The 11,912-nt window shown below is 57.1% G+C and carries 23 protein-coding genes and 1 tRNA gene; 14 read left to right on the plus strand and 10 right to left on the minus strand.

Features of this window, described 5'->3' with window-relative positions; all coding sequences use genetic code 11:
- Positions 1-169: 169 nt before the first annotated feature.
- From OO25_RS17080 to OO25_RS17105, 7 genes are read right to left on the minus strand one after another with little or no spacing between them, the layout of a single operon-like run.
- Complete coding sequence (locus tag OO25_RS17080; RefSeq protein ID WP_040181447.1) at positions 170-556, minus strand: hypothetical protein; 387 nt, start codon at positions 554-556, stop codon at positions 170-172.
- Positions 553-963 (minus strand): ASCH domain-containing protein, encoded by a 411-nt coding sequence (locus OO25_RS22295; protein ID WP_052465707.1) that lies wholly within the window; start codon positions 961-963, stop codon positions 553-555. The genes OO25_RS17080 and OO25_RS22295 overlap by 4 nt, the downstream gene beginning before the upstream one ends.
- The gene (locus tag OO25_RS17090) at positions 963-1,265 is read right to left on the minus strand and encodes a hypothetical protein (RefSeq protein WP_040181448.1); all 303 of its coding nucleotides are present in this window, start codon (positions 1,263-1,265) and stop codon (positions 963-965) included. The genes OO25_RS22295 and OO25_RS17090 overlap by 1 nt, the downstream gene beginning before the upstream one ends.
- A complete protein-coding gene (locus OO25_RS22300) occupies positions 1,262-2,041 on the minus strand; it encodes a site-specific DNA-methyltransferase (RefSeq protein ID WP_052465708.1) in 780 nt (259 codons plus the stop codon). The genes OO25_RS17090 and OO25_RS22300 overlap by 4 nt, the downstream gene beginning before the upstream one ends.
- Positions 2,038-2,547, minus strand: coding sequence for a DUF1937 family protein (locus OO25_RS17100; protein ID WP_052465709.1), 510 nt, complete (start codon positions 2,545-2,547; stop codon positions 2,038-2,040). The genes OO25_RS22300 and OO25_RS17100 overlap by 4 nt, the downstream gene beginning before the upstream one ends.
- Positions 2,537-2,674: a hypothetical protein gene (locus OO25_RS23010; RefSeq protein ID WP_161496926.1), complete on the minus strand. Its 138-nt coding sequence runs from the start codon at positions 2,672-2,674 to the stop codon at positions 2,537-2,539. Before OO25_RS23010 ends, OO25_RS17100 begins: the two co-directional genes overlap by 11 nt.
- Complete coding sequence (locus OO25_RS17105) at positions 2,671-3,123, minus strand: hypothetical protein (protein WP_052465710.1); 453 nt, start codon at positions 3,121-3,123, stop codon at positions 2,671-2,673. The genes OO25_RS23010 and OO25_RS17105 overlap by 4 nt, the downstream gene beginning before the upstream one ends.
- A gap of 69 nt (positions 3,124-3,192) precedes the next feature.
- Between OO25_RS17105 and OO25_RS17110 the strand changes: the two genes are divergently transcribed.
- A complete protein-coding gene (locus OO25_RS17110; protein WP_040181450.1) occupies positions 3,193-3,468 on the plus strand; it encodes a hypothetical protein in 276 nt (91 codons plus the stop codon).
- Positions 3,469-3,787: 319 nt separating this feature from the next.
- On the opposite strand, the gene OO25_RS17115 is transcribed toward OO25_RS17110, so the two are convergent.
- Entirely contained in the window at positions 3,788-3,988 is a 201-nt protein-coding gene (locus OO25_RS17115) for a helix-turn-helix transcriptional regulator (RefSeq protein WP_040181452.1), read from the minus strand.
- On the opposite strand from OO25_RS17115, the gene OO25_RS22305 reads away from it, so the two are divergent.
- Positions 3,987-4,388, plus strand: coding sequence for a helix-turn-helix domain-containing protein (locus tag OO25_RS22305; protein WP_082035352.1), 402 nt, complete (start codon positions 3,987-3,989; stop codon positions 4,386-4,388). The two genes, OO25_RS17115 and OO25_RS22305, sit on opposite strands and share 2 nt — an antisense overlap.
- A 117-nt stretch (positions 4,389-4,505) precedes the next feature.
- On the opposite strand, the gene OO25_RS23470 is transcribed toward OO25_RS22305, so the two are convergent.
- Complete coding sequence (locus OO25_RS23470; protein WP_082035353.1) at positions 4,506-5,174, minus strand: acyl-homoserine-lactone synthase; 669 nt, start codon at positions 5,172-5,174, stop codon at positions 4,506-4,508.
- 303 nt (positions 5,175-5,477) lie between these two features.
- Here OO25_RS23470 and OO25_RS22310 point away from each other — a divergent pair, with 303 nt between their 5' ends.
- From OO25_RS22310 to OO25_RS17180, 12 genes are all read left to right on the plus strand, one after another.
- Positions 5,478-6,038 carry an autoinducer binding domain-containing protein gene (locus OO25_RS22310; RefSeq protein WP_052465712.1) on the plus strand — a complete coding sequence of 187 codons (561 nt, stop codon included), beginning with the start codon at positions 5,478-5,480 and terminating at the stop codon, positions 6,036-6,038.
- 140 nt (positions 6,039-6,178) lie between these two features.
- Positions 6,179-6,541 carry a hypothetical protein gene (locus tag OO25_RS17130; RefSeq protein WP_040181455.1) on the plus strand — a complete coding sequence of 121 codons (363 nt, stop codon included), beginning with the start codon at positions 6,179-6,181 and terminating at the stop codon, positions 6,539-6,541.
- Positions 6,541-6,873, plus strand: coding sequence for a hypothetical protein (locus OO25_RS17135; RefSeq protein ID WP_206778545.1), 333 nt, complete (start codon positions 6,541-6,543; stop codon positions 6,871-6,873). The genes OO25_RS17130 and OO25_RS17135 overlap by 1 nt, the downstream gene beginning before the upstream one ends.
- Before the next feature lie 65 nt (positions 6,874-6,938).
- A complete protein-coding gene (locus OO25_RS17140) occupies positions 6,939-7,160 on the plus strand; it encodes a hypothetical protein (RefSeq protein WP_139044799.1) in 222 nt (73 codons plus the stop codon).
- Between the two features lie 26 nt (positions 7,161-7,186).
- Positions 7,187-7,732 carry an NYN domain-containing protein gene (locus tag OO25_RS17145; protein ID WP_040181462.1) on the plus strand — a complete coding sequence of 182 codons (546 nt, stop codon included), beginning with the start codon at positions 7,187-7,189 and terminating at the stop codon, positions 7,730-7,732.
- Positions 7,733-7,766: 34 nt separating this feature from the next.
- A complete protein-coding gene (locus tag OO25_RS17150) occupies positions 7,767-8,189 on the plus strand; it encodes a hypothetical protein (RefSeq protein ID WP_123585446.1) in 423 nt (140 codons plus the stop codon).
- A 32-nt stretch (positions 8,190-8,221) separates the two neighbouring features.
- A complete protein-coding gene (locus OO25_RS17155) occupies positions 8,222-9,214 on the plus strand; it encodes a DUF2303 family protein (RefSeq protein WP_052465713.1) in 993 nt (330 codons plus the stop codon).
- 62 nt (positions 9,215-9,276) lie between these two features.
- Positions 9,277-9,492, plus strand: a complete 216-nt coding sequence (locus OO25_RS17160) for a hypothetical protein (RefSeq protein WP_082035355.1) — start codon at positions 9,277-9,279, stop codon at positions 9,490-9,492.
- Between the two features lie 258 nt (positions 9,493-9,750).
- Positions 9,751-9,999 carry a hypothetical protein gene (locus OO25_RS17170; RefSeq protein ID WP_040181468.1) on the plus strand — a complete coding sequence of 83 codons (249 nt, stop codon included), beginning with the start codon at positions 9,751-9,753 and terminating at the stop codon, positions 9,997-9,999.
- Positions 9,999-10,325 (plus strand): DUF4031 domain-containing protein, encoded by a 327-nt coding sequence (locus tag OO25_RS17175; protein WP_052465715.1) that lies wholly within the window; start codon positions 9,999-10,001, stop codon positions 10,323-10,325. Before OO25_RS17170 ends, OO25_RS17175 begins: the two co-directional genes overlap by 1 nt.
- A gap of 54 nt (positions 10,326-10,379) precedes the next feature.
- The gene (locus tag OO25_RS23015) at positions 10,380-10,553 is read left to right on the plus strand and encodes a hypothetical protein (protein ID WP_161496925.1); all 174 of its coding nucleotides are present in this window, start codon (positions 10,380-10,382) and stop codon (positions 10,551-10,553) included.
- Positions 10,547-11,638, plus strand: a complete 1,092-nt coding sequence (locus OO25_RS17180) for a site-specific integrase (RefSeq protein WP_082035356.1) — start codon at positions 10,547-10,549, stop codon at positions 11,636-11,638. Before OO25_RS23015 ends, OO25_RS17180 begins: the two co-directional genes overlap by 7 nt.
- Positions 11,639-11,712: 74 nt before the next feature.
- On the opposite strand, the gene OO25_RS17185 is transcribed toward OO25_RS17180, so the two are convergent.
- A tRNA-Thr gene (locus OO25_RS17185) sits at positions 11,713-11,788 on the minus strand.
- Positions 11,789-11,912 lie beyond the last annotated feature (124 nt).

The following is an 11,912-nucleotide window of genomic DNA, read 5'->3' on the forward strand; positions in this document are numbered from 1 at the left end:
GCCGATGTAAGACCATTTGATTTTCTGCAGCTTGAAGACGGCCTGCCCTTCGCCGTCTTTGCCGGTCTTGCCATGAACCGCAGGAACGCAGTGCTCAGCACCGCAATCATCGCAAATACAGCGCAACTGTGGCTGACCCCGATCATCCCGGACGGATTCAAAGGCCATCTTACGCCCCCTTTCCGAAGGCGCGCCGCTGGCGGTCGCAATACCATTCCGACTGCAGCCGACTGATATAGTTGCGACCGGCACGGGAAAGCGCCCGCAAGGCGGCGTCCTGTTCTTCGTATTTACCCATGCGCCATGCCAGCAGTGCTGGCGCAGCCTTCTGCCCGACGCGGCGCATTTCGACCTCATCCATCTTGCGACAGGTGTCGCAGCAATAGCGCTGCCAGCTGCGCGACGGTGTAAATTGGCGTGAACACATTGGGTTCAGGCACACGCCCGGCGCGGCCAACGGGAAATCCGCAAGTTCGGCATGCGCGATCACATGAAACGGCTCTAGGTCGAAATGCGCCGCCGGTGCATTTGCGAAGCGGGGTGCGGCAAGGGTCATGGTGCTAAACTCCCATTTGCCGCGCTGTCCGCGACAAAAGTTGCGGCACTGAAATCCCACCGGATCTGCGTAAAACCGACCGCCGGAAGGCCATAGCGGTTGTCGAACCACGCCTGCATATTTCCTGCGCTGGCGAAGCCTTCGATGGTCGCCAGCTTTTCCATGTTTGCTCCCACGCAGCCCACACCGCCGATGACAGCGCCCCAATGATGAATTTCGACGGGTTTTGAATAGAGGCACGGCACCCGCAGCAGCAGGCGGCAAGCTTTTGTTCTCATACCCACATAAAGCTGCAGTTCATCGCCCGCCGCCGCATGACGACGCTTGCCGTTCGGACGGATGGTGGACAGCTTACGACCTGACAGAATGTCAGACCCGAATTCCTGCTGAAAGCTATAGGCGACCATCACTTCACCCCGGCGTCCAGCGCATAGGCGCGCGAGGTCAGGCCGTAGTCCTCCAACAGCTTGTCGATGCGAGGGATGACCCGCAGCCGATGCCAGCGCTGTTCCACGGCCCGCCGGTCACGCTTCAGACCCACGGCGATGTGATCAAAGGGAATACCCTTAGAGCGCAACGTCACCAGTTGATGGTCATCACGCGACGACCAGCGCGGGTGAAAGATAGCGTCCAGCCGCTTCGCCGCGCGCGCCTTCAGTTCAGCCTTGGTGAGGGTGCGCCGGGATTTGCGGGCAACTTTCGATGTCATAGCAGGGCCTCCTGAATTTCGGCTGACAGCTGGGGGCCAAGCGCATGAGACGACGCCATCGCCTTGCGGACCCGATGTTCAGCGATTGCGAAATATTCGGGGTTCTTTTCGACACCGACCGCACGGCGACCCGTCAGCGCAGCTGCCACCAACGTGGTGCCTGATCCCATGAAAGGGTCCAGAATGGTTTCGCCCGGATTGGTAAAATCCAGCACAATGTCCCGCATCAGCCGCCATGGCTTTTCGGTCGGGTGCCCACCGTGCCGGTCGGGCGGGTTCGTCAAATGGGTGTAGACACCCCGCTTGCCGCCGCCGTTCCATTTGGCATGGCCGGAACCGCACCATGCAGTGACGAAGCATTCAGCCCCTTGCGCTGGCCCCTGACCGTTCAGCTGCGGCGTGCTGTCCGGCTTTACCCAGATGCAGCCGCGCTTGTACTTCATAGCGGACGGGTTGATGACATCAGCCCATCGGGCGACACCTTCGATGGTGCAGAAAACGATGAACCACTTACCGCAGATATTCACCGACAGTTCCGTGAACTCTGCACGAATTTCATCAATCCCCGCGAAGTCCAGCGCCCGCAACCGCACACCGCCATCGGTGCGCAGCTTTCGCTTCTCGATACCATTCTTCGCGTCATGCAGGGACTGTTCATAAGGCGGGTCGGAAAACAGGTGGTCCACCGGGTCAAGATCCGGCATCACCGCCAGCGCATCCCCCAAAATCAGGCGACACCCGCCAATGGTCACATCTTTCTGGATGGCATCGGTCACAGGGCCACCCCGAATTCCGACCCTTCGGCCACCAGATACACCGGAACATTGTGCTGCAGGCCCCAGCAGGCTTCGCGCCAGACGCCACGCGACCGGTCCCACCCGTCCATCGCCGGGATGACCACCGAACCGCTGGCCGACAGGATGGGCTGACACCAACGCGCCCAGAATGCGATATCCAACGGGTCCAGTTGCGCCTCAACATCGGCATTCAGCATCGCGCAGGCCATCACGATAGGGGAGGCAACCGTGACCCCTTCAATCGCAAAGGCCCGCGCCCATCTGGCCGTGCGAACCTCAAGATCCAGCGACAGGCCAGAATCCCATTGCAGGTCACTGTCCAGAACCTGCCGCGTGTAGGGCGTGGCGAGATACGCCATCCGCCCGCCAATACGACGTACAACATCCAGAAACGGGCAATCGACATGCAGCAGCACATCGCCGGGATAGGTCGCCTTCAGCCACTCCCAATCAGGGCTGCGCGGAAATTGAAAATCAATGCCCATCGCGCGTACCCCTCAGAAGCCGGCGCAATTCCGCAATGGACTGAACCGCGCAGGAAACCAGACCCGCAATCGCCAGCAGCACCCACCACACGGGGAATTCAACAGAAAGAAACAACAGATCCATCATGCCGCGCCGCCCCCTGCCCGCATACGTGCATGGACACGCTCTTGCGCGCGCTGCAGGGCTTCCATGGCATCGCCGATTTCACTGCTGGCCGCTGCCAGTTCATCGGCGCAGCTGGATTGTTCTGCCGCCAGAATGGCCGCAATCGCTTCGCCACTTTCTTTGGCGATGCTGGACCCGTCCTGCAGCAATGATCCGGCTTCGGCTGCGGGCCGGTTTTCCAGCCGCCGCGCCATCATGCGCGTGACAGGGTAGCTGCCTGCCGCATCTTCCAGCGCCACAACCTCAGCCACAGTCCAATCCAGATTGCCGCTGACCTTTTTGCTGACTGTGCCCTTGCTGGATCCACCACCCCATCGGGCGTTGATGGTTTCAGCAACGGCATCAAAACAGCCGAACCAATCCACAAGCGACTTCATATTGGCGCGGGTGATTTTTCGAAGATCAGGCATCGCCGTCTTCCCTCTGCACAGACACCGCGTTAACGCTGGTGCTGGATTTCAATGAAAAAGGATTGCCACATGTCGGACACCGACTTGGAAACGCGGATTGCAGAGATGGAACGTAGAATTCTGCGCCTTGAAGGCCGCGTTGAGGCGCATCGGATTGCTCTTGCAAGCACTGCCGCCTTTCTTCGCGACACCCCGACATCTGACGTGCAAATTGCTCTGGCGAGATCACTCGAGAACATTGCGATGGCGCACACGCCCTTGCCCGATGAACATCACACAGGCGGCTTTCATGATGAGTTGCGCGAAATTTCGGGCTACCTAGACGCAGACCTCGCAGCCAACTGAAAAACGACGCTGCGAGCCGCACATTTTGCGTGCCCCCCTGACAGTTCGCCACCGCATCACAAAGGGCCTGATAGCACTCCGGCTGCAGTAGCAGTTCCAGCACAGCCCCGTCTTCGCAGTTGAACAGGATCTTATCCCGCGTAGTGCCACGCCAAGTCACCTGCAGTGACTGGCGCGGTGCGCGTGCCCTCTTGCCTGCGACTTCCTCACCCATGCGAAACCTCGTTTCCTGTGCAGGGCACGGCAGGCGCTGCAGTGTGGGGGCATGAGGAAAAATACTGACATTGACATAATGGCGCTGCCGAAAGGGCCGCAATCATTAGGAGCCACCTTCCTGAAGCCAGCCACGGGCGGTGACTTCGCTGCAGGTGTAGTCTTCGATGAGAAAGGCAAGTTCCAAGCTGGGCAGCTTTACACCCGACTCCAGCTTGGAAATCGTAGCCTGATCAACGCCGAGCTTCGCGGCCAGATCTCTCTGGCGCAAATCCTCTTTCAGTCGGTATTTTTTCAGATGCGACATGAGGCATAATATTCCTCACAATCATATTCTCGTCAAGAATAATTATGCGGCACCGTCATTTGATAATCCAGCTACAGTGATGCAACCTAAAGGTATGAAAGCACTCAAGCGTCTACGAAAAATCAAAGGCTGGAACCAAACCTTGCTGGCGGAGACAGCTGGCTTGGATCAATCAACTATCTCTAAGGTCGAAAAGGGGTGGGATGGCGTAACACTCCGCAGTCTCAACCTGATAGCCGATGCACTTGGGGTTCCCACCTATATGTTACTTCAAGATGAGCACACTGAAGCAGAAGCTAGACTACTTGAAGTGTTCAGATCCCTGTCAGATGAGCGCCGAAGCGGCTGGCTGGACATGGCTCGATCGGTAGTAGACCCGCCTCAAGAAGGCGATCAATAAAATCATCCAATTGCTGCGAAGACATCTTCTCCAGAAGTTCCGCCATCGCTACGTTGTCTGAAAAGTACCTAATGGCCTCATCTCCAAAGGAGGGTATTTCAGGCGTTACTCGCGATGTCATGTCCGACCCTTCATTGATCGCGACGGCACGTCAGCAGAAAAAACCCGGTAGCGCTCTCCTCTTTCCCCTCGCAGCGGGCCTAGAGGTTTAACGTTTTCAAATCCGGCAGGCCGCGCAAATCTGGACACTGCCGGAGCCGAAAGAAAAATGAATTTTTGAGCATTACACTCAATAAGGAATGACCTAACTGCGGCCAGCACCAGCGCGCCAGCCCCGGGTGAGCCATCGGAAACGAATCTTGTCAGCTCCCAGATGCTACTATCGCAAGGAGCAGCATCGTAGCAGAGGTCGCACGGCAACCCCGGAAGCTTGCCGTGCGATGCGTCACGTACCATGTAACTCAGGGTCGAACTGCCACAACTTACAGAACGGTCCGTTCTCAAAAGCCTAGCGCCGGCCACTGCCCTTCCGGTTGAGGACTCGAAAGCTACAACGTAGTGGGTGTCCAGCTGATCATACTGATCAAGATCGGATTTACATGTAAGCCAAACGCGCCACCCCCTTCCATCACCAAACACCTTTTTCCTGAGTTCCATAAAGGAGCCTAGGACAATTTGGTCAAAACTACTGGTCGCAAGAGGCCTGGGGTTAGCGTCAAACTGAACAACTATAGTTTCAATGTTTCGCCGAAAGTTCAGAGCGCTCACTCTCTCCTTACTTACCATGTGACATGTATCCACTACCCATTAGTTACATAACATCAGTATTTAGCAACAATCTCAGGATGTGTTTTGACTGTCCACATCGTTCTATTGGTGTTACGCTAATTGCAACCGAAGTTGCACCGGATGCAACCTAGGTTGCAAAGATTTGCTCAGAATTCTCAAACCCATCGCTCGGAGGACCCAGCATTGCCAAGCCATCAGCAAAGTTCAAGCCTGACAGAGGCCAATAATGTTAGAGTCGCAACAGCATTTTCCGACTGCCGATCAGCAATTAGCAAGATTAGCCCATCGGGATACACGCTAATGGTGAACTTCTCGATCATGGGATACGAACACTTCGAATGCTCGTTTGATGAAACGTGGAAGGAGATTTACGACACCGGAAATTACCTATTGCACGACCCTGTTTTCAAGTGGGCACTTGAGAATGAAGGGGCAATTCGATGGTCAGAGATAGGCCTACCAGACCCGGAAAAGATCCTCAAAAAATCCCAGAGACACGGCCTGACATTTGGGGCTGCGTTTTCCGCGCTGACCGGGTCCCGTCGCTCAATGATCTTTGTCTCAAGAGATGATCGCGAACTTTCCGATACTGAAATGCGAGAGCTTACCCACTCCACAACAGCCTTCTTTAATTCACTCATCCCGCCGCCATCCCCCACTGCAGACGAACTGGCGATGCTAAAGTTGTTCATTCAGGAAGAGCTGTCTTATGCCCAGATCGCTGACCGACTGTGCCTCTCACTGTCCGGCGTAAAGAGCCGCTTTTTACGGCTTAGGGAAAAGTACGATTGCAAGTCAACAGCGGGCCTATGCTACAAGGCAAAAGAGCTTAACCTTCTCGGAGTGGAGCCAAGAGGCTGAGACTTTCTCAAGAATCGCCAACCGCGACCACAGAAAAGTAGCTCAGGGTTGCGAGATTAATTATTCCTGATAGTCATAATAATTCTTGACAAGAATATTCTTGCTGGTCATATTTCTTCTAGTGAAAGAGGAGAACCGGCATGCAGACTACAGCGACCCCGCTCATCAGCGATGACCTGCTGAACCGCTTCGCCAATCCGACTGCCCCAGAACAGCTTGGCGAATATGACCCGGAAATCCGCGCCATGCTGGCGGTGGCTCTGCCTGAAATTTGCAGCGAACTGCTGACATGGCGTCAGAATGCAGCGGAGCGGGCTGCCCACGCGCAGACCACCCGGCGCGAAATGGTTCTGAAAAAATCGCGCAGCATCGTCCGCACCCCGGCCCAGCATTCCGCCCGCACGGTTGAACGCGCCTGCGAAACCGTCATGCGCTTCTCCCCAAGCGCCGCAGAACGCGAAACCGCCTCCCAAGTATTGGCGCAAACGCACCGGGCAGCATGATGCTGGCCACCTTCACCCGCCCCGTCGCCTTCCTGCGCAATCTGGCATGCCTTGATGCAGGCAGCTTGCAGGACGCCTTTTTCAATGAGGCGCTGGAAACCTTCGGGCGCTTCGATGCGCCATCAGGCGACCGGACGCATCGCTGGGAACTGGACCTGCACGGCGTCTGCGCCGATGGCGCATCTGCGGAAGAAGCCATGGCCAACTGGAAGCGTTTGGCCAGCCAGCACTTTCCCGCACAGGACATCGAAGACGACGGGTTCATTACCGTCCACCCCCGCATGGAACAACGCGCGGCCACCGCGCAGCAAGGGTCCTCCCACGCCGTATGAAACCGGCAAACTGCCGGGGCGTCCAGTCTGCGGACCCCCGGCATTTTTTTACACATACCCCTTTGATGGCGAGACGCCAAATGGCCACGCCGACAGCCGATCACTACCTCGAAGCCCTCACCCCCAGCGACGACACGAAAGTGGAGTACATGGGCGAGTTCAGCATGTCATTTCCCGAATTCGATGAGGACGGGGAAGAAGTGAGCCGCACAATCAACGTCCCGTGGACCACGATCAAAGAGATCATGGCCGCCATTCGCAGCCGCGCGGAACAGCGCTCAGCCTAATCGACATCCCCACCACCGGAGACACCATGTTCTATCCCAACGAAAATATCGCGATCTTCATTGATGGCCCAAATTTCTACCACACCGCCCGCGCATTGGGATTTGATGTGGACTACAAGCGGCTGCTTCACACATTCCAGACCAAATCGCACCTTCTCCGCGCCAGCTACTTCACGCCGCTTTCCGAGACGGACGATCATATTGCAATCCGCCCGCTGGTCGATTGGCTTCAGTACAACGGCTGGAATGTCGTCACCAAACCCACAAAGACCTTCGAAGACAGCAATGGCCGCAAGCGCATCAAGGGTAATACCGATATCGAATTGGCTGTGGAGGCGATGAAGCTGGCCCCCAGCATCACCCACGCCGTTCTGTTCACTGGCAACCGCGACTTCGCACCTCTTGTCGAATTCCTGCAAACAGCCGGCACACGCGTCACAGTCGTGTCCAGCACGCGCACAGCCCCGCCAATGGTCTCAGACGATCTGCGGCGGCAGGCCGACAATTTCCTTGAACTGGACACCCTGCGCGATGCCATCGCGCGTCACCCCCGCGAAGGCGTTGCCGCCTGACTCCCCATCTTCAATTAGAAGGAATTGACCTTTGATGCCCCAACGCAAAGAGCCAGCCGCGCCGCCCACGGCAGATCCACACGACCCGTATAAAATGCGGACATTGGAACAGATCCTGATGCTGTTCGATGGCGGCGACTTCATGGCCGAAGTGATGTCCGGCCACCAGAAACTGATGCAGGATCTTCTAGACCACAACGCCGAACACGGCCCCAAGGGCTGCAGCGGCACAATGACCCTACAAATCTCCTATGCCGTGGGCAATTCTGGCGACGTGGGAATGGGGGCGAATGTGACCTTCAAGGCCCCGAAAAAGCCCCCGTCCAGCGCTGGCGCATACATCAACGATGCCGGGGAACTGACCCTCTACAGCCCGATGATGAAGCGCATACATCAGCCCGTCCGCGATGTCGAAGACTTCGACCCCGTGACCGGCGAAATCCGCGACACCGACTGAATTTTCACTGACCACAACAGAGGAACACGACAGTGACCAAAGAAACCAACCTTGCGACCATGGAAAATCCCGCAGTCACGATGCGGGATGTGATGGAACAGCTGGGCCACCACGATGAAATCGAAACGCCCAACGGCTTGGACCTGACCAAGCCGCATCTGGTGACGATGCCCGAACACCGGAAGGTCGAAGACCTCACCGCCAAGCATCTGGCAGCGGCGGAACACCTGAAACCGACCCGCCGCAAAGGCACCGCCCACTTTGACGACTTGCAAAGTCTGATTGACTGGACCAACCGGAACAAGGCCGACACATCCGTATTGTTCGCAAAACCCGACCTGCAGGCACCGACCATCACCTGCATTGCTGACTACCACGCCGCTGGCGCTGCTGACCCGCTGAACCCGAATGGCGACCCTTCCGCCCGCCACTGCCACCACCGGGCAATATATGATTTCCCGCTTTCCGAAGAGTGGAAGGCATGGATGGCCATTTCCGGCGAACCGCTGGACAAGGACGAACTGGGCGAGTTCATCGAAGCCAACGCCAAGGACATCATGGACCCCACACCGGCCATCATCGCCGGGAAGGAAGACAACAAAAATGAGGGTTTCGAAAACCGCCTTATTCGGACTGCACAGCAGATCGAAGGGCGCTATGGCCAACTGACCCAGCTGCTGCAGATGTCGCGCCAGTTTCAGGTATTTGAGACCAGCGACTTAAAGCTGGTCAGCAACCGCGACACCGGCGAAGGCGAAATCCAGTTCCTGAACGAACACAAAGATGCCGCTGGCCAGCCGCTGAAGATCCCGAACCTGATCATCACTGCGATTCCGGTCTTCATGGGCGGGGCGGCGTACCGCATGCCCGTGCGGTTCCGCTACCGCAAGGCAGGCAGCAGCGTCCGCTTCATCCTGTCCATCTACAACCCTGAAAAAGCCTTCGAAGCCGCCTTCAAGGAAGCCATCGAAGAAGCCACCGAACAAACCGGCTTGCCGACCTTCCGGGGCACGCCTGAAGCCTGATGTCTCTTTCTGGCCCTTGGAAACGGGGGCCAGCGACGGACACCAGAGAAAAGAGTTCCACAATGTCAAAGCCGATGAAGCCCATCCCCGTCAGCGCCGCAGAGCGCATCGCCAAGTCTTATGGCTATGATCAAGTTGTCATCATCGCCCGGCGCGTCGGTGATGCAGGCGGAGAACATGTCACCACCTATGGCCGAACCAAGGAACACTGCTGCGTCGCCGCCAGCATTGGTGACTTCCTGAAGTTCAAGGTTATGGGCTGGCAACGCGAAGAATAGACGGCCAACCCATGCCGATCTACCCACCCAAACCCGCCCCCTTCCATTGCGCCATTTGCGGCAAGGCGCGCCCCGGTCGCTGGCAGTCGCCGCAGCATCAGGACCGCCAACCGATGTGCTGGGGGTGTGAACAGGAATTTGGCACCGGCGCGTATGGCGATACCAACCCCGACCGCCGCACAATCAAGCAAATTAGCGCTCTGATTTGCGCGCTCGAAATTGACGCCCACAGAATTCTGATTGGAGAGGGACCGCTTTATGGCTGAACGCGACTATGTTTCCACGCCGGTATCCGACGAACTGAATTTGAAGGATACCATCCTTGGACTGTCACAGGATTTGAAGGACTTGCGGGCGGGAAGGATTAGCCCCGCCGAAGCGCACGCCCGCGCGGCGGTTGCCAAACAAATTTGGAATGGGGCACGGATTTACCAGCAGGCCATCAAAACCATGATGGGCAATGCTAAACCGGTGCCGGAAATCGACAAGCCGGAACAGGTGTCCTGATGGCCGTCTATGTCGACACCCCCCGCCACCCCATGGGCCGGATGATAATGTGCCACATGCTGGCCGACAGCATGGAAGAACTGCTGGCGATGGCCGACCAGATTGGCGTGGACCGCAAGTGGTTTCAACCACTCAGCCATCCGCATTTCGACATCTGCAAGGCGAAGCGCGCCAAAGCCGTCGCCGCCGGGGCCGTCGAAGTGGACCGCCGCCAGCTGGCAAATGCGATGAAACGCTACCGCGCAAGGCTGGCAACAGATCCGCAGGAACGCGCCGCCGTGCACACCGCGATGGCTGCAAGCGTGAAGGGAACACGCAATGGCTGAACAGCCGAATATCGAATGGACGGACCACGCGTTCAACGCACGGGAAGATTAGCCATGGCAGCAACGCGCTTCACAAAAGCAGAAATTACACGTGCTGTGGAGGCTGCCAAAGCCTGCGATTTGATTGTCACCGCCGTGGAGATCGGCCCTGACGGCACCATCAAAATTTGCTGCCCGGTAGACGTAGCACCCGAAAAACGCAAAGGTCAGGGTCCAAAACAATGGTGACCGATGTGCGGAAGAACTATCCCGGCCTAACGATTGAAACGCTGCCGTCCGGCAAACAGCGACTGCGCGTCCGTGTCGAAGGAAAGCCGAATCGCAAAATTCGCCTGAATGTCGATCTGGATCACCCGAAGTTCTCCGAACACTATTGGAACGCACGCGCGGGAATTCAGCTGCCATTCGAACCGGAAACCACTGCCATCCGCTTCTCAATCCAATGGCTCACTGACAAGTACCTGATGCACTTGGAAAACATGGTGAAAGCCCGCCAAGCATCCCCCACAACTCTTCGCAAACGTAAGAGCCAGCTAAACTGGCTGTGCAGCTTCAAAACGGAAGATGGCGACGCATACGGCGAAATGAGCCTTACCGCCCCCAGCGCGGCTTTCGTTCGGGCGCGGGACGCGCGTGCCGCCACCCCTGCCGAAGCGGACAACATCATCAAAGCGGCGCGCGTGATGTACAAATGGGCCTGCGAAGTTGGGCACGCGGAGGTTAACCCGCTGGTCGGAATCGCCAAAATCCATCGCGGCCAAGGCGGGGCAACCCCGTGGACGACAAGCGACCTGAAAAGGTTCAAGGAACGCCACCCAAAGGGAACTATGGCCCACCTTGCTCTCACCCTCCACATGTTCACGGGTGCGAGGTCAGGTGATGCAATCTGGCTGGGGCGCAATCAGGAGTTTGAAAGCCACGGAATGCGCTGGCTTGGCTGGCAACCCCGCAAAAAGGGGGCCGCATATGTGGAAATCCCGATGGCCTCACCGCTTCGGGAAGCGGTGGCAGCAGTCGCCCGGATAGGTGATGCATTCATTTTGAACGAGCACGGCAAGCCATTCAAGAATGCCGACAGCTACCGTAACTGGCTTAGAAAGCGTTGTGACGAAGCCGGACTGACAGGCAAATCTTCCCACGGCATACGCAAGGCACTAGCCGAGCTATTGGCGGAGGAAGGCTGCAGTGAACACCAGATCATGGCAGTCCTTTCGCACACCCAGCCCAGCACGTCAGCCATATACACTAAAGACGCCGAGCGCCGTGTTCTGGCCGCGGAAGCAATGCGGACCATCAATGGATTCGAGTGGTAATGTGGACCACGGACCATTTCAACATGGTCCAAAATCCGAATTTTCACAGCAATATCAATGCTATGGAAAGTAGATGGTGCCCCCACACGGACTCGAACCGCGGACCTACTGATTACAAATCAGTTGCTCTACCAGCTGAGCTATAGGGGCCTTGAGCAGCGATTTAGCGTCTCTCGCGTGGGGGTGCAAGATGAAAAGTTCATCTTGGCTGCGAGAAATTCAAAGCGGTTTTCAATGGTGTTTCCAGTTGGTTTTACTGTGGCTGATATCGACG

The sequence above is a fragment of the Phaeobacter sp. S60 genome, assembly GCF_000826845.1.
Lineage (GTDB): Bacteria > Pseudomonadota > Alphaproteobacteria > Rhodobacterales > Rhodobacteraceae > Phaeobacter > Phaeobacter piscinae.